Source organism: Rhodococcus sp. P14, from assembly GCF_000256505.1.
Classification (GTDB): domain Bacteria; phylum Actinomycetota; class Actinomycetes; order Mycobacteriales; family Mycobacteriaceae; genus Rhodococcus; species Rhodococcus ruber.
This window is the reverse complement of the sequence record NZ_AJFC01000237.1, coordinates 1-20,359: the sequence shown is the minus strand read 5'-3', so window position 1 is coordinate 20,359 and position 20,359 is coordinate 1. Positions and strand designations below refer to the sequence as shown.

Genomic DNA, 20,359 nt, shown 5'->3' with positions numbered 1-20,359 from the left:
AGATCCGGTCCACCCCGCATCCGTCAGCGCACCTCGGCGACGATCTCGACCTCGACGGGTGCGCCGAGCGGCAGCTCGGCCACGCCGACGGCGGACCGGGCGTGCACGCCCGCCTCCCCGAACACCTCGCCGAGGAGTTCGGATGCGCCGTTGATCACACCCGGCTGACCGGTGAAACCCTCCGCCGATGCGACGAAGCCCACGACCTTGACGATGCGGACGAGGTTGTCGATGCCGACGAGGTCGTCCACCGCGGCCAGCGCATTGAGCGCGGCGATGCGCGCCGCGGCCTTCGCGTCCTCGGCCGCGACCTCGGCGCCCACCTTTCCGACGAGGCCCAGCGCGCCGTCGACGAACGGCAGCTGGCCGGAGGTGTAGACGTGGTCACCGGTGCGGACGGCGGGAACGTACGCGGCGACGGGCGCCGCCACCGGCGGCAGGCTCAGGCCCAGTTCGGCGAGCCGTGCCGTCCAGCTCTGCCCGGCGGAATCCCCTGTTGCCACGCCCGTCAGCCCTTCGGGCGCTTGAGGTACGCGACGTGCTGCTCACCGGTGGGTCCCGGAAGCACCGAGACGAGTTCCCAGCCGTCGGCCCCCCACGTGTCCAGGATCTGCTTCGTGGCATGGGTCAGCAGGGGCACCGTCGCGTACTCCCACGTTGTCAATTCGCTCATGTCTCGACCCTATATGCGCACCGGACTTATAGGCTCGACGTCGTGGCATCAACGACTGCTGAACACGACGTCTGGCCGGCGAAGGCCGCGCAGGCGCGGCTGCACTTCGTCTCGGGCAAGGGTGGCACCGGTAAGTCGACCGTCGCGGGGGCGCTGGCCCTCGCGCTGGCGGCCGGGGGCCGCAAGGTGCTCCTGGTGGAGGTGGAGGGACGGCAGGGCATCGCCCAGCTGTTCGACGTGCCGCCGCTGCCGCCGGTCGAAACCAAGATCGCCACGACGGACAGCGGCGGCGCCGTGTACGCCCTGGCCATCGACATCGAGACGGCCTTCCTCGAGTACCTGGACATGTTCTACAACCTCGGGTTCGCGGGGCGGGCGATGCGCCGGATCGGTGCCATCGAGTTCGCGACCACGCTGGCGCCGGGTCTGCGGGACGTGATCCTGACCGGCAAGATCAAGGAGACCGTGGTGCGCACCGACCGCACCGGCGAACCCGTGTACGACGTGGTCGTGGTGGACTCCCCGCCCACGGGCCGCATCGGTAGCTTCCTCGACGTGACCAAGGCGATGGCCGACCTCGCGAAGTCGGGTCCGATCCGCTCCCAGAGCGAGGGGGTCGTGCGGCTGCTGCACTCCGACGAGACCATGGTCCACCTGGTCACGCTGCTCGAGGCGCTCCCGGTGCAGGAAACCTCCGACGCGGTGAGCGAGCTGCTCGCGGCGGACCTGCGGCTGGGTACCGTGATCGTTAACCGGACCGCACCCGACTTCCTGCCCGAGGAGATGGTGGACGAGGCGGCGGCCGGCCGGATCGATGCGGCCGCGGTACGCGAGGGACTCGACCGGGCGGGGGTCGCGCTCGACGAAGCGAACTTCGCGGGTCTGCTGACCGAGACGATCGAGCATGCATCCACCCTGCAGGCGCAGCAGGTCAGCGCCGCCCAACTCGACGAGGTGAACGTGGCACGAATGCATCTGCCCGCGCTGGCGGACGGCGTGGATCTCGGCGGGCTGTACGAGCTCGCGGAGCAGCTCGGCGAACAGGGTGTGCGGTGACCGCGCCGCGGGCGCACCATGCGCCGCCGCTCGACGTCCGGTCCATCCTCGCCGACCCCTCGTCGCGCATCATCGTGTGCACCGGCGCGGGCGGGGTCGGCAAGACCACGACCGCTGCGGCGCTGGCGCTGCGGGCCGCAGAGCAGGGCCGCAACGTCGTGGTGCTGACGATCGATCCGGCCCGGCGGCTGGCTCAGGCGCTGGGTGTGCAGGCCCTCGACAACAGTCCGCAGCTCGTGCAGCTGGGGCCGGGCGCGAAGGGCGAGCTGCACGCGATGATGCTGAACATGCGCCGCACCTTCGACGACATGGTGCTCGAGCACTCGACACCGGAAAAGGCGCAGCAGATCCTCGACAACCCGTTCTATCAGACCGTGGCCTCGTCGTTCTCCGGCACTCAGGAGTACATGGCGATGGAGAAGCTCGGGCAGCTCGCGGCGAGCGACGCCTGGGATCTGATCGTGGTCGACACTCCGCCGTCGCGCAATGCGCTGGACTTCCTCGATGCACCGCAGCGGCTCGGCGCGTTCCTGGACGGCCGGATGATCCGCATGTTCACCGCGCCGGGGCGGGGGCTGGGACGGTTGGTGACGGGCGCCATGGGCCTGGCCCTGAAAGCGGTCTCGACGATCGTCGGTAGCCAGATGCTTTCGGACGCATCCGCTTTCGTGCAGTCCCTGGATTCGATGTTCGGCGGGTTCCGGGAGCGGGCGAACCGCACCTACCAGTTGCTGCAGCAGCCGGGCACCCACTTCATGGTGGTCGCGGCGGCCGAACCGGACGCGCTGCGGGAAGCATCGTTCTTCGTCGAGCGGTTGTCCGAGGACCGCATGCCGCTCGCGGGGCTGATCCTCAACCGCACGCATCCGACACTGTCCTCGCTACCGGCCGACCACGCCCTGACTGCGGCGGATCTGCTCGAGGAGCAGGGCCGGAAGGAGAACGCGCCGGCCGAGGCCGTGCTGCGGGTCCACGCGCACCGGGCGGTGACGGCGAAGCGGGAGCTGCGGCTGCTGGCTCGATTCACGAGTGCGCATCCGCGGGTGCCGGTCGTCGGCGTACCGTCGCTGCCCTTCGAGGTCTCGGATCTCGAGGCACTGCGCGCCGTGGCCGATCAGATGACCCGCGAGGCATGACCTCGCGGGTTCCCACTGATCGGTCGGACGGCTGATCGGTCGGACGGCCGATCGGTCAGACGGCGTTCTGGTGCTGACGCTGAGCCTCGAAGAAGTCGGCCCAGGAGTCGACTTCGGGATGCTGCTTGAGCAGCGCCCGGCGCTGACGTTCGGTCATCCCGCCCCAGACGCCGAATTCGACGCGGTTGTCGAGGGCGTCGGCGCCGCACTGGAGCATCACCGGGCAGTGCCGGCAGATGACTGCGGCCTTGCGCTGGGCGGCGCCACGGACGAACAACTGATCGGGGTCCACTTCACGGCATCGGGCTTTCGATACCCATGCGATGCGTGCTTCTGCTTGGTCTACGTCGAGCCGGGCCATCGGGGTGGTCATGTGCATTCAGTTGCCCCTTACTCTCCGAACGCCGTGTCACGGGGTCCTGGAAGGCACGCAGTATCGACGGCCTAGCACGACCGTTCTGCGCCACATTCCTATTCAGGTGTTATCTGCATCACACTGAGGACTCAATCTAGGTAAAGAGTTCCCCGTGCGCAAGGTGGAGAAACACTTTTCTGGTACGCCCGTGCATCACTGCACGTCGGAGGGTTTTCGCCAGCGCAACGCGGACACGGGAACGCGTGCGGCGGGGTCCGTGCTCCGCCGCGGCACGTACTGTGTAGGCGTGTCGATCGGAAAAACGGTGGCGAAGCTCGCAGGATGCACGGCACTGGGCGGAGTCCTGCTGGCCGGTGTGATGTTCCCGGCGGCCGGGGGGTTCGGCTACGTCTCGAACCGCGCCGCGGACACGGTGGACAACAGTTCCGCCGAACTCGTCGAGGGGGTGGTGCCCGCGGTCACCACCATGACCGACGCCGCGGGCACACCCATCGCCTGGCTCTACGACCAGCGCCGGTTCGAGGTGCCGAGCGACCAGATCTCCAACGAGATGAAGCTCGCCATCGTCTCCATCGAGGACAAGCGCTTCGCCGAACACCAGGGTGTCGACTGGCAGGGCACCATCCGCGCCTTCCTCACCAACACCACCAGCGGGCAGGTCGAGCAGGGCGCGTCCACGATCGACCAGCAGTACGTGAAGAACTACCTGCTGCACGTGGTCGCCAAGACCGACGCCGAACGCCGCGCCGCGATCGAGACGACGCCCGCGCGCAAGATCCGGGAGATCCGGATGGCGCTGACGCTCGACGACGAGCTGACCAAGGACGAGATCCTCACCCGCTACCTGAACCTCGTGCCGTTCGGGAACGGATCCTTCGGCGTGCAGGACGCCGCGCAGACGTACTTCGGCATCGACGCGAAGGACCTGAACGTCACCCAGTCCGCGATGCTCGCCGGCATGGTGCAGTCCAGTTCCGCGCTGAACCCGTACACCAATCCGGACGGCGTGCTGGCGCGGCGCAACGTCGTGCTCGACACGATGATCCAGAACATCCCCGAGCGCGCCGCCGAGATCCGCGCCGCGAAGGAGCAGCCGCTCGGCGTCCTGCCCGAGCCGAAGACCCTGCCGCGCGGGTGCATCGCCGCGGGCGACCGGGGGTTCTTCTGCGAGTACGCGCTGCAGTACCTGGCCGAGGCCGGGTTGTCCCGCGAACAGATCGACAAGGGCGGATATCTCATCCGCACCACGCTCGACCCCGAGATCCAGAACTCGGTCAAGTCGTCGCTGGACAAGTTCACGAGCCCGACCGTCGAGGACGTCGCCACGGTGATGAACGTGATCCGGCCCGGGGAGGATTCGCATCGTGTCCTCGCGATGGGGTCGAGCCGCGTGTACGGTCTCGACGGCGAGGCCAACCAGACGGTGCAGCCGCAGCCGTACTCGCTGACCGGTCACGGCGCCGGCTCGGTGTTCAAGATCTTCACGGTGGCCGCGGCGATGGAGAAGGGCCTCGGCACGAGTGCCGTGCTGGACGTGCCGGCCCGCTACAACGCCCGCGGTCTCGGTGACGGCGGCGCCCCCGGGTGCCCGCCGGCCACCTACTGCGTCGAGAACGCCGCGCCGTACCCGCCGAAGCTGTCGGTGACGGACGCGCTGGCGCAGTCCCCCAACACCGCCTTCGTCAAGCTGATCGAGGCCACCGGGGTGGACTCCGTCGTCGACATGTCGGTGCGGCTCGGTCTGCGCTCCTACGCCCAGCCCAATTCCTCCGGTTTCGGCGAGCAGAGCATGTCCGAGATGCAGAAGGCGCAGCACCTCGGTTCGTTCACCCTGGGACCCACCTGGGTCAACCCGCTGGAGCTGTCCAACGTCGCGGCGACGCTCGCCTCCCACGGCAAGTGGTGCCCGCCCACGCCGATCGACGCGGTGTTCGACCGCGAGGGCAAGCCCGTGCCGATCACCCAGCAGGCCTGCGAACAGGTCGTCGAACCGGGCCTGGCCGACACGCTCGCGAACGCCCTGGGCAAGGACACGTCGGGTGGCGGCACGGCGGCCGGCGCGGCCGGCTCGGTGGGCTGGAACCTGCCGGTGTCGGCCAAGACGGGAACCACCGAGTCGCACATGTCCTCGGCCTTCCTCGGTTTCACCAACAATCTCGCCGGATCCGTCTACACGTACGGTGACTCGCCTACGCCGGGGCAGATCTGTTCCGGGCCGGTGCGCCCCTGCTACGACGGCAACCTCTTCGGCGGCACCGAGCCCGCACGCACGTGGTTCGATGCGCTGCTGCCGGTCGCGAACAAGTTCGGCCCCACCGAGCTGCCCCCCGTGGATCAGAAGTACGTGCGCGGCGCCGGCAACGCGCAGGTCCCCAACGTCGTGGGCCTGAACCGGCAGCAGGCCAGCCAGCGCCTGATCGACGCCGGGTTCCAGGTGACGGAGACGACCGTCAAGGCGGAAGGCCGCAGTGGCACCGTCGCCTCGGTCTCGCCGTCCGGTTCCGCCGTCCCCGGCTCGACGGTGACGATCTTCGTCAGCGACGGGTCGGTGCGCGCCGCGCCGCCGAGCCCGAGTGCGACACCGGCCCGGCCGAGCGAGAGCCGGGTACCGGACACGACGGTGCCGGCCGCGCCGGCACCCATCCCGGGACGATGACCGGCGCCGCCCGGTCGCGCGACGACCGGGCGGCGCCGTCGTCTACCGGTGCGGTCTACAGGCGCGACTTGACGGCGGCGGACAGGCGCTTGCCGTCGGTCTTCCCGGCGGCGATCGCGGTCGCCGCCTTCATGACCTGACCCATCTGCCGGGGCCCCGGCCGCTCCCCGATCTCCTCGGCGACCTGGGCGAGGGCGGTGTCCACCACGTCGGCCAGTTCGGCGTCGGTGAGCGGGGTCGGCAGGTACCCGTCGATGATGCGGGCCTCGGCGTGCTCTTTCGCCGCCAGTTCCCCGCGGCCGTTCTCGGTATACACCTCGGCGGCTTCGCCGCGCTTCTTCGCTTCGCGCGCGAGCACCTTCACGACTTCCTCGTCGGTGAGATCGCGTGCCTGCTTGCCGGCGACTTCTTCGGTCTGGACGGCGGCGAGCAACATGCGCAGCGTGTTGGTGCGCAGCGCATCCTTGTCCTTCATCGCGGACGTGAGGTCGGCGCGGAGCGTGGCTTTGAGCGAGGACGTGGTCTCGGACATGCCTCGACGCTACGCGGTGCCCTGCGAACCCGTGCACGGACGAGCCCCGGCGGTACGCTGGAGACGTGCCAGACGTTCCTACTCTCCGACGTGCCGCGATCGGCGCGGCCGGTGCCGCTGTCCTCGGCCTCGGCTACGCGACGCTCGTCGAGCGCAACGCCTTCGCTCTGCGGGAGGTGACGCTGCCGGTGCTCGCGCCGGACGCCTCGACGCTGCGAGTGCTGCACCTGAGCGACATCCACATGACGCCCGGGCAGCGGCTCAAGCAGAACTGGCTTCGCGAGCTCGACCGCCTCGAACCCGACCTGGTGATCAACACCGGTGACAATCTCGCGCATCCGAAGGCGGTCCCCGCCGTCGTGCAGGCGCTCGGCGGTCTGCTCGCCCGGCCGGGGCTGTTCGTCTTCGGCAGCAACGACTACTTCGGGCCGCGGGTGAAGAACCCGCTGAAGTACTTCGACCGCAACCACGAGCGCGTGCACGGCGCGCCACTGCCCTGGAGTGATCTGCGCGCCGCGTTCAGCGAGCGCGGCTGGCTCGACGTCACGCACGTGCGACGCGAGCTCGAGATCGCCGGGGTGCGCATCAGCGCAGCCGGTGTCGACGACCCGCACATCGACCGGGACCGGTACGACACCGTCGCCGGTCCCGCGAATCCGGCGGCGGATCTGCGGCTGGGGCTGACCCACTCGCCCGAACCGCGGGTGCTGGACCGGTTCGCGGACGACGGGTACGACCTGGTGATGGCGGGTCATACCCACGGTGGTCAACTGTGCCTGCCGCTGGTCGGCGCGCTGGTGACCAACTGCGGGCTGGACCGGTCGCGGGTCAAGGGCCCGTCGCGCTGGGGGTCGCACATGCGGTTGCACGTCTCGGCGGGCATCGGCACGTCACCGACGGCACCCGCCCGGTTCTGGTGCCGTCCCGAGGCGACGCTGCTGACGCTGGTTCCGGCACCGCGGGAGCAGGCTCGAAGCACCGCGGACGCGGGTACCCGGAGTACGTTTTCGCCGCGCTGACCAGGCGATTTAACCGTCAACCCCATCGTGCTGTAAGCTGACCGAGGTTCGAAACGGGGTGTGGCGCAGCTTGGTAGCGCGCTTCGTTCGGGACGAAGAGGTCGTGGGTTCGAATCCCGCCACCCCGACTCGCGAAGAACCTGATCGGGGCCTCTTCTCCGCACGGAGAAGAGGCCCCGATCTCGTTCTCAGTTTCTCGGCACGGCACGTCCGCCGTGATCGTGACGTACGGTGAGCAGACCGGCACGTTCCCGTCTCGAGCATCCGGCTCGACGCCTCCCGGTGACAAGCCGGCCTCCCCGAGGCCACCCAAGGAGCGTCTCATGACGCACAACCACGCCATCACCCACGTCGCCGACGATCGCTCCGTGCCGCCCGATCGCTCCGTGCCGCCCGAGCGCACCGCGCCGTCGCACCGCCCGCCTGCCCGATTTCCCACACCGGCCCACACGCCGCGCTTCCTGCTCCGGCCGAACTCCGCACCACCGTCCTCGATCGACGGCTCCTGGTTCCCGTGGACCACGAACCTCACCGACGAGCTGGACGACCTGATCTCCGCGCTCGTCCTGCGCCTCGGACCCGTGGCCCGGGTCTGCTTCGACTGGAACGCCCTGCAGATCTCGCGAAAACGAATCGACGAGTTCACCCTCGACTCGGGCGGCACCGCCCTGCGCGAACCGGCACCCGGACAACCACCGCACACGATGTACTTCCTCGGGTGCAACGGCACCCAACTCGTGCTGGTGCTCCTGTCCCCCGACACCGAACCGGACCACGCCTACGGCATCATGCGCACGTTGGCGGATTCGTAGGATCGGCCGGCGGTGCCGGCTCGTCCGGATACCGGCCGCCCCCGGAGTCCAGTGTGGCCGTCAGGCCCGAAAAGAAGACGTCGAGGCCGCGCTCGAACTCGGCGGCACCGTCGTAGGAGGCCAGAATCGGCGCGAGACTACGTAGGATGGGGAACTCGCCGATCGGTAGCCGATGCAGCCCCAGGCGGAGCAGGTCGTCGGACTCCTCCGGCCGCTCGACGAGTTCCTGCAACTCGTCGAGGACGTGACCGTGAAGGAACCCGAACAAGGCCCGGTAGACATGCAGGGCGTCGGCCGCAGTGAAGCCGGCCCGGGTGAGCAGGGTCAGGATACCTTCGAGGGGACGCAGAGTTCCGAGCGGACGCAGCGCGAGGGGCGTGGACAAGGGGCGGGTGACCAGCAACGGAACCACGTGCGGGTGGTCGAGAGCCAGTCGACGGAAATCCCTTGCCACCGTTCGTAGTTGATCTTCCCAGTCACCGCCCTGGGGGTCGACGGACAGTTGCCCGAGGACGATCTCGGCGACTCCGTCGAGGAGGGCGGCCTTGTTCGGCGCGTGGCGGTACAGGATCATCGGATCCCGGCCGAGTGCCTTGCCGAGGCGGCGCATGGAGAGCCCCTCGACGCCGTCGCGATCGATGATCGCGAGCGCGGACGTGAGGATCGCTTCCCGGGTCCGAATGTTCCCGCCCCAGGGTCCGACCGGGCGGCCCGCGGGAGTCTTCGGCATCACGGACTCCTTCCCGTCCGTGTCCACTGTAGCCCTGTGCTGTAGGTCTACAGCGTTGACACCCTCGATGACGCGGTGTTGACTGGTCCTACATCCCAGGCCTCGGGAGGCCGCCGTGATCGACCTTGTGCGACCGAACGTCCTGCTCGTCGTGACCGCCGGAACGGGCGGGGCGCCCCGCGGATCCCGTCGCGAATCGACCGACACGCACCGGCGTCGTGGCCGCCCCGCTACCGAGAACGTGACTCGACGACGTGCGCCGCGGTGGGCCACCGCACCGACCGTTGATCCGCTCCCGCAGCGGGGTCCGAATCCTACCTCGCCCGTTGCGAACTCGATGCGGAAAGGACACCATGGCGATCTCCGACATCAAGGAATATGCGCACCTCACCGCGGATGATGTCGAGGCGCTGAGCACCGAAATGAACGAGATCCGCCGAGATGTCGCCGAGTCGCTCGGGGCGGCGGACGCCGCCTACATCCGGCGCACGATCGCGTTCCAGCGTGCACTGGATGTCGCTGCACGGCTGCTGATCTGCACCAGCAGGGCTCGGGCCGGGTGGGTTCTCGGAGTGGCAGCCCTCGCTGTCGCCAAGAGCGTGGAGAACATGGAGATCGGTCACAACGTCTCGCACGGGCAGTGGGACTGGATGAACGACCCGGAAATCCACTCCACGACGTGGGAGTGGGACATGGCCGGGCTCTCCTCGCAGTGGCGGTACTCCCACAACTACCGCCACCACGTTTTCAACAACGTCGTCGGAGTGGACGACGACCTCGGCTTCGGCGTCATCCGGATCACCCGCGACCAGCCTTGGCAGCCCGGCAATCTGGCGCAACCGCTGCGAAACCTGCTGTTGGCAATCACCTTCGAGTGGGGGATCGCACTGCACGGTCTGCATTCCGCGAACGAGCACGCCGGCAGCGAGGCCGAGAAGACCGCCCACCGGCGAGCACTGACGGGAAAGCTTGTCCGCCAATCGCTGAAGGACTACCTGGTCTTCCCCGCGCTCAGCGGTCGTCGCTGGCGGCGTACCCTGACGGCCGATCTGGTCGCGAATCTGCTCCGGAACCTGTGGTCGTACGTGGTGATCTTCTGCGGGCACTTTCCCGACGGCGCCGAGAAGTTCACCCTCGTCGAGCTCGAGCACGAGACGAGGGCGGAATGGTATCTCCGGCAGATGCTCGGAAGTGCCAATTTCCGCGCCGGCGCGGTGATGGCTTTCCTGAGCGGCAACCTCTGCTACCAGATCGAGCATCATCTGTTCCCGGACCTTCCCAGCAACCGCTACGCAGAGATCTCCATGAAGGTCCGGGCGCTGTGCGACAAGTACGATCTGCCGTACACGACGGGTCCGCTTGTGCGGCAGTATCTTCTGACTCTGCGTACGATCCACAAGCTCGCGCTGCCCGATCGATTCCTGCGGGCGACCTCCGATGACGCCCCGGAAACCGCCTCCGAACTGAAGTTCCGCTCCCCGGCTACCGCGCCGGTCGTTCCGCCGGCGGCCCTTCGGCCCGGCCGTCGGGCAGTTCTGCGGACCTTGCACCTCGACCGGCGCAACCGCCGGTGAGCGATGAACCCTGCCCGGCATTGGGGTGACCATCCGGGGCGGGGCCACGGAAGAGCAGGCCGTGAGGATAGCCTCCCCTCATGAACAAGCTCAGACACCTCGGCCGCCTCACCGCCGCGGCCCTGCTCGTCACCTTCACGGTCGCGGCCTGCGGCGGCGCCGCCGAGTCGACCCGCGACACCGGCGCCGGCAACGCCGACGTCGCCACCGGTGGCCGGCTGTTCGCCACCGCCGACGAGGAGACGGCGAAGCTCGGCAGCGACGCGGCGCCCGGACAGTTCCCCCGGGTCGTCACCCACGCTCTCGGCGAGACGGAGATCGCGGTCAAGCCGCAGCGCGTCGTCGTGCTCGACGGCGGCGAGCTCGATGCCGTCCTCTCCCTCGGCCTCACTCCCGTGGGCATCGCGAGTCCCGAGGGCGCTGGGGACCAGCCGTCGTACCTCGCGGACCGGCTCGCCGGCGTCGCCGACGTGGGCACGATCAACAACCTCGATCTCGAGGCCATCGGCACGCTGCGGCCGGATCTGATCGTCGGCAGCAAGCTCCGCGCGGACAAGATGTACCCGCAGCTGTCCGCCATCGCCCCGACCGTGTTCTCGATCCGGCCCGGTTTCCCGTGGAAGGAGAATTTCCTGCTCGTCGCGGACGCGCTGGGCGAGGAGGAGAAGGCCGAGTCGGTCCTCAATGCCTATCAGACCCGCGCCGCCGAGGTGGGGGACTCGATCCAGGGCGATCCGAGCATCTCGCTGGTGCGGTTCATGTCCGGCAAGATCCGCCTGTACGGGAACCTCTCGTTCATCGGCGTCATCCTGCAGGACGTCGGGCTGCGCCGTCCGCCGGTCCAGGACATCGAGGAACTTGCGGCCGAGGTCAGCCCGGAAACGATCACGGAGGCGGACGGCGACCGGATCTTCTACTCGAGCTACGGCAGAGAAACCGACGAGGCGGCCGTCGTCGGCGGCCCGCTGTGGTCGAGCCTCACAGCCGTGCAGCAGGGGCGCGCCGTCGCGGTGAGCGACGAGACGTGGTTCCTCGCACTCGGCCCGACCGGCGCAATGCTCGTTCTCGACGACCTCGAGCGATTGCTCGCACGGCAGTAACCGACATCGGCGTCAGATCGTCACCTCGTCGCGCCAACGGGTCAGCAACGCGGCGTCACCGAACACCTCGAACCGGTCGAGGGACGCCCGGTTCCACAGGAGGAGCAACAGATCCGACGCCGGCCCGCAGACTGCGACGTCCCCCTCGGCGTGGGTGTGGACGACGGAAGGTTCGTCGGCATCGAAGGTGATCGACCATTCGCCCTCGCCCGCGGCGAGGGCGGGGTCGGTCGCATGCAGGTGCATCGTCTTCCCAGACCAGGACGGCGACCCGGCACTCCCCGTCCCGGCAAGGGCACGGAACGGGAGCAGCACCCCGAAGAGTTCGTCGATGCCCTCGACGGCCAGTGCGGTGTCGACGGGCGTGGTGCCCTCGCCCGTGGCGAGCTCGGCGTCGGTCCGGTGCAGCGCAGTTTCGACCGCCATGCGACGGACCCAGAACGACGCCGGCTGCGGTCCGGCGAAGGTCTGCTCGTCGGCGTGCGGGTCGGCCGACTGCACGGCCTCCGTCAACTCCTCGAGTCCGTCCCGCACCCACGGGAGGACGGCGGCCCCGGCCGGAGCGGGTGGGATCTCGGTGCGGCGGCCGGTCCGCAGCCAGGCTGCCGCGTTCCGGTGCACGCGGCCGACGTGCCCGAGAAGCCGCTCGACGGACCAGCGCGGGCAGGTCGGGACCGGCCGGTCGAGCCGGCCTTCGCCGGGGGCGCCCAGCCGCTCGGTGTCCGCGCGCAACAGCTTCGGATAGGACGCTCGATCCACGCCTCGATTATGCGTCCCGGGCACCTGCTTCCTGCCGGAGCGCCCCCTGTCAGCGCGCCGTCTCGCGCACGCGCAGCGTCATCACGTCGACGGGCTCCCCGACGTCCGAGAGCCCGTCGGACTTGCGGGCGGTGACGGCACCGAACTCGACGATCTCCCCGCCGTGGGTGCCGGCGAACGCGTACAGACCATACGTGCCGTTCGCCGCACCGTCGCTCACCGTGAACGCGATCCGCTCCTCGAGGGTTTCCCCCGCGGCCAGATCGACGTCGATCGGGTCCAGGACCGGCTCGCCTTCCTCGCCGTTCGGGCGGACCGCCCCGGCCCACACCTGCCCCGTGTAGGGCGCGTCGTCGGGTGCTTCGACGAGCAGGGTGGCCTCGACCACCCCGCCGGACGCGGGCAGCGTCGTGGACGTGTCCGCGGTGAGGGAGACGCGCACGGGCAGATCCGTTCGGGGAACGGCGGGCCGGGTCGACGACGGGGATCCGTCGCCGATCTCCGGCCAGCCGTTGGCCCACACGATCCGGTCGATCATGCCCTCCCGTCGCTGCGCGCCGCTGGGCAGCTGGAGATCGTCGCGGGGAATCGCGTGGTAGACGATCCAGTCGTCGCCGGCGTCGTCGGTCACCACCGTGTTGTGCCCGGGCCCTGCCCACGGGTCGCTGCCGGCCAGGATGAGCGCGCCGCCACCGCCGTCGAGATCGTCGCCCTTGCGGTCGACGTACGGGCCGGTCAACGACTCGGACCGGCCGACGAGGACCCGGTAGGCGGTGTCGGCGCCGTTGCAGCAGTGGCCGGAGGAGAGGAACAGGTAGTAGTAGCCGTCGCGATGTTCGACGTGTGGTCCCTCGAAGCGTTCGTCCGCGACCCGGACCGGTTCGCCGGCAGGCGCGGTTCCCTCCGCATTCAGCGGGATGGCGTAGACGCCTTTGAAATTCCCGACGAACATCGTCTTCGTCGTGCCGTCGTCCCATACGAACGGATCGATCGTGCCCTGGACTCCGACGTCCTCGGCGCAGAACACGGGACGACCCAGGTCGGTCCACGGGCCGGCCGGTCCGGGTGCGGTGGCGAGACCGATGCACGGATTCGCCCCGTCCGGGAGCGCGTAGTAGAGGCTGTAGCCGGAGTCCGACTCGATCACGTGGGGAGCCCACACGTAGTTGTCCGGCGGGTGCCAGGTGGGAATCTCGGAGAACACGTCGTCGACGTACTTCCAGTCCGTGAGGTCGAAGGACGTGAAGACGGACATCCCGCGCAGGCCCCGGCCGTCGCCCCAGTCGTCACCCGTCGTGTACATGTAGTACGCCCCGTCGGATGCCCGCACGATGCTGGGGTCGGCCGCCACCGGCTCGACGATCGGGTTCGCCGCGGCCGACGGCGCCGGTGCGATCAGACAGGCGAGCAGCGCTGCGGCGGCGGCCCCCCGACGGACGTGGCGCCGCGCCGAGTGCGTGCCTCCCGCGTTCTTCCCCGTCTCGAACTTCCGCACGTCGCTCCCACCGTCGCACCCACATGGAACGGGGCAAATGTATACGGATGTGACTGATGTGAGAGTTGTGAACGACGGAAGCGGCGGGATCGAAACCGAACCGTGCCCTCGGACCGGTCCCGCGCCTCACACCGGCGGCAGCAACCGATCGAGGAATCCGTTGGTGAACACCCGATGCGGGTCGTGCCGGTCGAACGACGCGCGCGCCGCGTCCCAGCCCTCGTCGGCGGACAGTCCGGTGCGGTACATCGCCGGGACGACCTCACCGAGAAACCTCGGATCCCGGTATCCGCCCGCCGCGTCGAACGCCCAGCCCTTCGACCACTCCGACCGGAAGGTCGCGTAGTCACCGGAGTAATGGTCGGCCATCCACTGCTCCATCTCCTGGAAGAAGGCGGACTGTCCCGCGGTGCCGGGAACGGAGACGACGTTCATCCAGATGGCCGTGTCCCACTCGGGCCGGTCGGGACGGGGACGGACGGCCGACAGGTTCGGCGGGCCCGCCGACTCGACGAGCACCTCCGACTGATCGTCCACGGTGCACAGGCGCACCTCGAACGGCATGTTGACCGGATACTGCCCGAGCGAGGCGTAGTGGGTCATCCGTTCGTGCAACCACGTGGTGAACTCGTGGATGACGCGGGCGATGTTCGCCCGCCGCGTGAGGACCACCCCGCCGCCGGCGACGACGCGCAGCGTGGTGGCCCGCAGATAGAACAACAGGTCCTTCGACCAGCCCCACAGGTCGGCGGTGCCGGTGGCGGCGAGACCGGCGGCGACGGCCCCGAACTGGGCGGCGCCGAAGGCCGGGGTGGCGGCCTGCATCCCGCTCGCCACCTGACCGAGAGGCGTGGTGACCTCCTCGGGGATGCTGTCGGAGAAGAAGTAGTTGTACGGCCCGTGCACCTCGCGCGCGGTCGGCGGCTTCTCGGGGCACACCGACCAGATCTTCAACCACGGCGTCTGCGTGAAGGGGAACCAGATCGCCTCCACTCGGCCGGACTCCTCGACGAACCGCTCGAAGGTGCGGCCCGGAGCGCCGGGCGGGGCGAACAGTTCCTGCCACGGCACGTCGGTGAAGCTCTGGCAGCGCAGCCGGTAGTTGGCCCCGGCCTGCAGGGTCACCGAGGTGACGAAGCTGCGGCCCAGGTGGGCGAGCAGGGGCGTGATCTCGGGTTCGGACCGACGGAACTCGCGCAGTTCGTAGGCGCCGGCGGCGCCGTTCCACACGACGGCGGTGAGGGCGACGACGAGGTTCGACAGGGAGCCGAACGACTGGCCGGGGATCGCCCGCTCCCCCGCCGCCGGATAGGTGGCGCCGTGCGCGCCGATCGACAGCGCTCCGGCGATGGTGATGTCGCCGATGGCCGGCGTATTGGCCCACCCGAGGCCGTGCTGCTCCAGCGCGGTGAGGATCGATTCGATGCTCGCGCCCGCGCCGGCGGTGACGGTGGCGGGCGTTCCTGCGGGATCGACGGTGACGGCGTTCAGGTGCGCCATCGTGTCGATCAGCACGATCTTCTCGACGCTCTCGCCGGGCACGACGGTCAGCGGGCTCCAGCTGTGCATGGTGCCCCGCGGGCGGACGCGGTAGCCGTGGGCGCGGGCCCAGTCGGCGATGCGCACAACGTCGTGCGCATCGCGTGCGGTCGCGGTCCACACCGCGTCGAAGCGGATCGTCCGGGCCCAGTTCTCGAAGCGCTGCTGGGCCAGCGGGATATCCGCGGGGAATGCCGGGGGCGCCGGAATGGTGGCGCGCGGATCACCGACCGGGACTGCGCCGGCGGGTTTCCAGGCGAGACCGGTCAATCCCACGGCACCGGCGGCGCCGAGAAAGCCTCGTCGGCTGAGGGTCGTGGTGGAGACGGGGTCGCCGTCCGTCCGGGCATCGCGGGCTTTCACCGGGCTGGGCTCCGATCTGGCGAGAGGCAGAAACAGAGCAAAAATAGAACAAGTTCTCTTTCGATGCCAGTGGTTCCGAAATCCGCGTCAGCTGCCGGCGCGCGACACCCCGACGGCTTCGCGCAGGAGTTCCGGCGCGCCGTCGATCGACCACACCGCTATCGCGACCGCGGCGATCGTCAGCGCCGGGCCGAGGATCGCCAGCTCGAACGCGCCGCCGGCGCGGATGGCGAGGAACCCGGGCATCCGGATCTCCCACCAGCGTTCGCCGCGCCAGGGCACGAACGGCGCGAGAAACGGGATGCCCTCCTTGGTGACGGCGTCGCCCAGGCAGTGCGTCGCGCATCCGAGCGCTACCGCCACCCCGAGGCCCACCGAACCCACCTCGCCGGGGAACCAGTTCCACATGAGCACCGACAACACCGCCGAGGTCGCGGTCACCACGAGCCACCCGTTGCGCTTGGCCCAGCCGTCCGCGAGCCCGCGCAGCGCCAGGCCGAGCGTGACGAACAGGACGGCGACGACCGCGACCCGGTCGAACCGGGCGACGAGCATGGACACCCCCGCCCCCAGCAGGGCCGCGAACAGGGCCGTGTGCGTCAGCGTGCGATGGCCACCCCGGCGGCTACGGTCACGACGGCCCTTGGTGAGCGTGTAGTAGCCGAGCGAGAGGTTGTCGATGCCGCGCGCCGCCACCTGACTGACCGGCCCGAAGGACCGCGCCACCGTCGACTGCGGGGTGTCGAGATCCGGCAGCAGGGCTGAGCCGGCGCAGACCGCGGCGAACGCGAAGGTCTCCGCCGTGGAGCCGGGTCCACCCCACTCCGGGGGCAGCACGTCGGCGACGAGGAGGCCGACCAGCGCCCCGGACACCGCGTGGGTAGGACCCATGACCATCGCTGCAGGCACCTTTCGATCGGAGAACGGACCGGTGCCAACGTAGCAATCACATCCGACACTCCAGTAACACAGGTGTTCGATCGCCCGGAACACACGAAGGGCCACCCGCGGGAACGGGTGGCCCTGAGGGAGGTACCGGCTCAGGCGAGCTGGGCCTGCCACATCCAATGCGTCTGCTCGAGACCGGCGGTCTGGGCGATGAGCAGGTCCTGCGTGACCGGGTCCGCCTCGTCCGTCGCCGCGATGCGCTCGCGCAGGCGGCCGATGACGGCCGAGAGGTTGTCGGTGATCGACGCGACGACCTGCTCGTCCTTGGTCCAACCCGCACCGAACCCCTTGGTGCCCGAGTCCTGGGCGACGGTCGTGGCCCGTCCGTCCGGGCTGACGCCGATCGCCGTGAGCCGCTCCGCCACCTCGTCGGTGTAGGTCCGGGCGGCCGTGACGATCTCGTCCAGGGCGAGGTGCAGGCTGCGGAACTGGGGGCCGACGACGTTCCAGTGCGCCTGCTTGGCGATCAAGCTCAGGTCGATCATGTCGACCAGGGTGTCCTGCAGAGCATCCCCCGCGATCTTCTGCTGGTCCGGATTCAGCGTGCTGGTGATGGGTCCGGTCATGATCCGAGCTCCTATCGGTGTCGATGTGCCTCCCGGCGGCGACGGACGTCGCGCCGGTCGTACTTCGGACATACTGCCCTGTTTCAACGCCCGAGGCGGTGGCCTGGTTCCCTGCGGCCGCAGGCAACGAAGTGGACACGGGACTCCCTGTTCTCGGAGTGTCCGTGGCGGCCGTGCCCCCGCGGGCGGATGATGGAGGAAGAATCCGCATCGAGGGAGGACAAAGAGATGCAGACGGTCGTCGTGTGGATACTGGCCACCCTCCTCTACTGGTGGGGCTTGCTCTGACGCGCGGTCAGGCCCGGCCCGACCGGACACCCTCCTCGATCTTCTTTCCGAGGTCGGTGTCGACATTCGACCAGTATTCGAAGATCCGGCCGTACAACGCCTCCGAGGTTCCGCCGAGGATGTGTCCGACGATGTTGCCCACCAGCCGCTCCCGAGCGGCGTCGTCGAGCACCTCGCGCACGAGCGTGCCGGCCTGACCGAAGTCGTCGTCCTCGGCATGCCGGATGTAGCCGGCCCGTACCGCCTCGGTGCCGAACTCCCACAGACCTTCGTCGCCGGCGAGCTGCGGGTCGGCGTGCGGGCCGCCGAAGCTGTTCGGCGCATACACCGGGGTGCCCGCGTCGTTGAACGAGTACCGCATGGCGCCGTCCTGCGAGTACGAGTTCACCTCGTTCTTCGGCGCGTTGACCGGCAGCTGCGCGTGGTTCGCGCCGATGCGGTAGCGGTGCGCGTCGGCATAGGAGAACACCCGGCCGAGCAGCATCTTGTCCGGCGACAGTCCGATGCCCGGCACGATGTTCGACGGCGCGAACGCGGCCTGCTCGATCTCGGCGAAGAAGTTGCGCGGGTTGCGGTTCAGCGTCCAGGTGCCGACCTCGATCAGCGGGTAGTCACGCTGGGACCACACCTTGGTCAGGTCGAACGGGTTGAAGCGATACCCCTCCGCCTCGGCCACGGGCATGATCTGCACCTTCAGCGTCCAGCTGGGGAACTCGCCCCGCTCGATCGCGTCGTGGAGATCGGCGCGATGGTAGTCCGGGTCGGTACCGGCGAGCCGGTCGGCTTCGGCCTGGGTGAGGAACTCGATGCCCTGGTTCGTCTTGAAGTGGTACTTGACCCAGAACCGCTCCCCTTCGGCGTTGACCCACTGGTAGGTATGGGAGCCGAAACCGTCCATGTGGCGCCAGGTTCGGGGGATGCCCCGGTCACCCATCAGCCACGTCACCTGGTGCGCGGTCTCGGGACGCAACGTCCAGAAGTCCCACTGCATGGTGTGGTCGCGCAGTCCCGAACCGGGCAGCCGCTTCTGGGAGTGGATGAAGTCGGGGAACTTGATCGGGTCCTTGACGAAGAACACCGGGGTGTTGTTGCCGACGAGGTCGTAGTTGCCGTCCCCGGTGTAGAACTTCACCGCGAATCCGCGCGGGTCACGCCACGTGTCGGGACTGCCCTGCTCCCCGGCCACCGTCGAGAACCGCACGAGGGATTCGGTTCTCGTGCCGGGCTGGAACAGCTTCGCCGCGGTGTACGCACTGACGTCGTTCGTGACGACGAGTTCGCCGAACGCGCCGCCGCCCTTGGCGTGCACGACGCGCTCCGGGACCCGTTCCCGGTTGAACTGGGCGAGCTTCTCGAGCAGGTAGTGGTCGTGCAGCAGGATGGGGCCCTGCGTTCCGGCGGTGAGCGATTCGTCGTCGCTCGCGACGGGGATACCGACGCCGGTCGTGGTGGGGCGGGGATTCGTCATGGTGATCCTCCTGAGGAAGGGTGCCCGCCACACCACCGCGGGATGCGGTGGTGGCGGAGGGAAAAGCGTTGCTGAACTAGGATTCTCGACAATCGGGGCACAGACCCCAGAACGTCACTTCGGCCTCGTCGACGGCGAATCCGTGATCGTCCGAGGGCACGAGGCACGGGACCGCTCCGACGACGCAGTCGATATCGGTCACCGCGCCGCAGTTGCGGCACACCAGGTGGTGGTGGTTGTCGCCGATCCTGGTCTCGTACCGGGCGGGTGAGCCGGCGGGTTCGATGCGGCGCAGTAGCCCGGCCCCGACACACGCCTTGAGCACGTCGTACACCGCCTGCGTGGAGACGGAGCCGAGTTCGCTCCGCACCGCGACCGCGATCTCGTCCGCATCGGAATGCGGGTGCGCGGCAACCGCGCCGAGCACGGCAACGCGCGGAGCAGTCACCCGCAGACCCGCGGCGCGCAGTTGCGCCGGGATGTCGACAGGCTCGTCCGTTCGGTGCATGACCCCAGTATGCCCCTTTTCTGGAATAGGTCAAGAAAATGGGCGAGATCGGTGCGAGCACGATCCTCCGATTCCACACAACGGACCCCTCGGTGCGGTCTACCCTGCTTCTCAGCCCACCGGAAGAGGTCCGCCATGCGCACCATCCCGATTTCTCGCGCCTCCGGGATCGCGATCGCGGCCGGCACCGCGCTCACCCTGCTGCTCGGCTGCTCCAGCGGTTCCGACTCGGAGTCGGAGCCCTACTCCTACGGGCCCACCGTCGATGTCGGCGACGGCACTGCACGGACCTATGTCGAGTCGGGCGACGACGGCACACCCCAGGCGATCGGGCTGCGCTTCTCGGCGACGGCACTCGACGGGCTCGCCGACGCCCTCGAGGTGCACACGCTCGAGTTCCCGGCCGAGGCGGACGAGACGGCCTTCGACCACCTGACCCTGGACTGGAACCCGCACGGGCACGAACCGGTGGGATTGTTCGACCAGCCCCACTTCGACATCCACTTCTATATGATCCCCGCCGAGAAGGTCGACGAGATCGACCCGGCCGCACCGGGATACGCCGAGTCGGCGGCCAACATGCCCGAACCACGGTACATGCCTGCGGACTACGTTCCCGCCGGCCCGCCGGAGGTGGCACTCGTCCCGCAGATGGGGATGCACTGGGTCGACGGCACCCTGCCGATCGCACCCGGACAGTACGACTTCACCCAGATCCTCATCGAGGGATCCTGGGACGGCGAATGGACATTCGTCGAACC

20 protein-coding genes and 1 tRNA gene are annotated in these 20,359 nt (G+C 69.1%); 9 read left to right on the top strand and 12 right to left on the bottom strand.

Annotated features, from left to right (window positions below; all coding sequences use genetic code 11):
- Positions 1–23: 23 nt before the first annotated feature.
- Together OEY_RS0116830 and OEY_RS30280 are read right to left on the bottom strand one after the other, a co-directional pair.
- Positions 24–503: a RidA family protein gene (locus OEY_RS0116830; RefSeq protein WP_010595010.1), complete on the bottom strand. Its 480-nt coding sequence runs from the start codon at positions 501–503 to the stop codon at positions 24–26.
- 5 nt (positions 504–508) lie between these two features.
- Complete coding sequence (locus OEY_RS30280; protein ID WP_006945567.1) at positions 509–673, bottom strand: DUF4177 domain-containing protein; 165 nt, start codon at positions 671–673, stop codon at positions 509–511.
- 42 nt (positions 674–715) lie between these two features.
- Between OEY_RS30280 and OEY_RS0116820 the strand changes: the two genes are divergently transcribed.
- Both OEY_RS0116820 and OEY_RS0116815 read left to right on the top strand, forming a co-directional pair.
- Entirely contained in the window at positions 716–1,729 is a 1,014-nt protein-coding gene (locus tag OEY_RS0116820) for an ArsA-related P-loop ATPase (protein WP_010595009.1), read from the top strand.
- Complete coding sequence (locus OEY_RS0116815; RefSeq protein ID WP_010595008.1) at positions 1,726–2,865, top strand: ArsA family ATPase; 1,140 nt, start codon at positions 1,726–1,728, stop codon at positions 2,863–2,865. Before OEY_RS0116820 ends, OEY_RS0116815 begins: the two co-directional genes overlap by 4 nt.
- Positions 2,866–2,920: 55 nt before the next feature.
- Here OEY_RS0116815 and OEY_RS0116810 read toward each other — a convergent pair whose 3' ends face one another.
- Positions 2,921–3,244 (bottom strand): WhiB family transcriptional regulator, encoded by a 324-nt coding sequence (locus OEY_RS0116810; protein ID WP_026137870.1) that lies wholly within the window; start codon positions 3,242–3,244, stop codon positions 2,921–2,923.
- 301 nt (positions 3,245–3,545) lie between these two features.
- On the opposite strand from OEY_RS0116810, the gene OEY_RS0116805 reads away from it, so the two are divergent.
- Complete coding sequence (locus tag OEY_RS0116805) at positions 3,546–5,897, top strand: penicillin-binding protein (protein WP_010595006.1); 2,352 nt, start codon at positions 3,546–3,548, stop codon at positions 5,895–5,897.
- A 55-nt stretch (positions 5,898–5,952) separates the two neighbouring features.
- Here the strand turns inward: OEY_RS0116805 and OEY_RS0116800 are convergent, their stop codons facing one another.
- The gene (locus OEY_RS0116800) at positions 5,953–6,429 is read right to left on the bottom strand and encodes a GatB/YqeY domain-containing protein (RefSeq protein WP_010595005.1); all 477 of its coding nucleotides are present in this window, start codon (positions 6,427–6,429) and stop codon (positions 5,953–5,955) included.
- 65 nt (positions 6,430–6,494) lie between these two features.
- Between OEY_RS0116800 and OEY_RS0116795 the strand changes: the two genes are divergently transcribed.
- The 3 genes from OEY_RS0116795 to OEY_RS0116785 all read left to right on the top strand — a co-directional run bounded on the left by OEY_RS0116795 (position 6,495) and on the right by OEY_RS0116785 (position 8,260).
- Positions 6,495–7,448, top strand: a complete 954-nt coding sequence (locus OEY_RS0116795; protein ID WP_010595004.1) for a metallophosphoesterase — start codon at positions 6,495–6,497, stop codon at positions 7,446–7,448.
- A 54-nt stretch (positions 7,449–7,502) separates the two neighbouring features.
- Positions 7,503–7,576 (top strand) — tRNA-Pro (locus tag OEY_RS0116790).
- Between the two features lie 195 nt (positions 7,577–7,771).
- Positions 7,772–8,260, top strand: coding sequence for a DUF5994 family protein (locus tag OEY_RS0116785; RefSeq protein ID WP_010595003.1), 489 nt, complete (start codon positions 7,772–7,774; stop codon positions 8,258–8,260).
- Here the strand turns inward: OEY_RS0116785 and OEY_RS0116780 are convergent.
- Positions 8,235–8,990 (bottom strand): TetR/AcrR family transcriptional regulator C-terminal domain-containing protein, encoded by a 756-nt coding sequence (locus OEY_RS0116780; RefSeq protein WP_010595002.1) that lies wholly within the window; start codon positions 8,988–8,990, stop codon positions 8,235–8,237. The genes OEY_RS0116785 and OEY_RS0116780 overlap by 26 nt on opposite strands.
- A 353-nt stretch (positions 8,991–9,343) precedes the next feature.
- Here OEY_RS0116780 and OEY_RS0116775 point away from each other — a divergent pair, with 353 nt between their 5' ends.
- Positions 9,344–10,564, top strand: coding sequence for a fatty acid desaturase family protein (locus tag OEY_RS0116775; protein WP_010595001.1), 1,221 nt, complete (start codon positions 9,344–9,346; stop codon positions 10,562–10,564).
- An 80-nt stretch (positions 10,565–10,644) separates the two neighbouring features.
- Positions 10,645–11,664 (top strand): ABC transporter substrate-binding protein, encoded by a 1,020-nt coding sequence (locus tag OEY_RS0116770; protein WP_010595000.1) that lies wholly within the window; start codon positions 10,645–10,647, stop codon positions 11,662–11,664.
- 12 nt (positions 11,665–11,676) lie between these two features.
- Here OEY_RS0116770 and OEY_RS0116765 read toward each other — a convergent pair whose 3' ends face one another.
- The 7 genes from OEY_RS0116765 to OEY_RS0116730 form a co-directional block, all read right to left on the bottom strand.
- Positions 11,677–12,423: a maleylpyruvate isomerase family mycothiol-dependent enzyme gene (locus tag OEY_RS0116765; protein ID WP_010594999.1), complete on the bottom strand. Its 747-nt coding sequence runs from the start codon at positions 12,421–12,423 to the stop codon at positions 11,677–11,679.
- Between the two features lie 49 nt (positions 12,424–12,472).
- Complete coding sequence (locus OEY_RS0116760) at positions 12,473–13,918, bottom strand: family 43 glycosylhydrolase (RefSeq protein ID WP_010594998.1); 1,446 nt, start codon at positions 13,916–13,918, stop codon at positions 12,473–12,475.
- Between the two features lie 126 nt (positions 13,919–14,044).
- Positions 14,045–15,820, bottom strand: coding sequence for a cholesterol oxidase substrate-binding domain-containing protein (locus OEY_RS0116755; protein ID WP_010594997.1), 1,776 nt, complete (start codon positions 15,818–15,820; stop codon positions 14,045–14,047).
- 87 nt (positions 15,821–15,907) lie between these two features.
- Positions 15,908–16,717, bottom strand: a complete 810-nt coding sequence (locus OEY_RS0116750; protein ID WP_010594996.1) for a metal-dependent hydrolase — start codon at positions 16,715–16,717, stop codon at positions 15,908–15,910.
- A 143-nt stretch (positions 16,718–16,860) separates the two neighbouring features.
- The gene (locus OEY_RS0116745; protein WP_010594995.1) at positions 16,861–17,334 is read right to left on the bottom strand and encodes a Dps family protein; all 474 of its coding nucleotides are present in this window, start codon (positions 17,332–17,334) and stop codon (positions 16,861–16,863) included.
- Between the two features lie 295 nt (positions 17,335–17,629).
- A complete protein-coding gene (locus OEY_RS0116735) occupies positions 17,630–19,090 on the bottom strand; it encodes a catalase (RefSeq protein WP_010594994.1) in 1,461 nt (486 codons plus the stop codon).
- Between the two features lie 76 nt (positions 19,091–19,166).
- On the bottom strand, positions 19,167–19,598 hold the full coding sequence (locus tag OEY_RS0116730) for a Fur family transcriptional regulator (RefSeq protein ID WP_010594993.1): 432 nt from the start codon (positions 19,596–19,598) through the stop codon (positions 19,167–19,169).
- Positions 19,599–19,733: 135 nt separating this feature from the next.
- Here OEY_RS0116730 and OEY_RS28585 point away from each other — a divergent pair.
- Positions 19,734–20,359: DUF5602 domain-containing protein (locus OEY_RS28585; RefSeq protein ID WP_010594992.1), on the top strand; the 626-nt coding region annotated here is incomplete at its 3' end.

Bases quoted from the DNA above. Each gene is read 5' to 3' on its own strand.
- OEY_RS0116735 (WP_010594994.1), bottom strand. From the start codon at position 19,090: ATGACGAATCCCCGCCCCACCACGACCGGCGTCGGTATCCCCGTCGCG.
- OEY_RS0116730 (WP_010594993.1), bottom strand. From the start codon at position 19,598: ATGCACCGAACGGACGAGCCTGTCGACATCCCGGCGCAACTGCGCGCC.
- OEY_RS0116810 (WP_026137870.1), bottom strand. From the start codon at position 3,244: ATGCACATGACCACCCCGATGGCCCGGCTCGACGTAGACCAAGCAGAA.
- OEY_RS0116785 (WP_010595003.1), top strand. From the start codon at position 7,772: ATGACGCACAACCACGCCATCACCCACGTCGCCGACGATCGCTCCGTG.
- OEY_RS0116745 (WP_010594995.1), bottom strand. From the start codon at position 17,334: ATGACCGGACCCATCACCAGCACGCTGAATCCGGACCAGCAGAAGATC.
- OEY_RS0116775 (WP_010595001.1), top strand. From the start codon at position 9,344: ATGGCGATCTCCGACATCAAGGAATATGCGCACCTCACCGCGGATGAT.
- OEY_RS0116780 (WP_010595002.1), bottom strand. From the start codon at position 8,990: ATGCCGAAGACTCCCGCGGGCCGCCCGGTCGGACCCTGGGGCGGGAAC.
- OEY_RS0116750 (WP_010594996.1), bottom strand. From the start codon at position 16,717: ATGGTCATGGGTCCTACCCACGCGGTGTCCGGGGCGCTGGTCGGCCTC.
- OEY_RS0116800 (WP_010595005.1), bottom strand. From the start codon at position 6,429: ATGTCCGAGACCACGTCCTCGCTCAAAGCCACGCTCCGCGCCGACCTC.
- OEY_RS0116770 (WP_010595000.1), top strand. From the start codon at position 10,645: ATGAACAAGCTCAGACACCTCGGCCGCCTCACCGCCGCGGCCCTGCTC.
- OEY_RS30280 (WP_006945567.1), bottom strand. From the start codon at position 673: ATGAGCGAATTGACAACGTGGGAGTACGCGACGGTGCCCCTGCTGACC.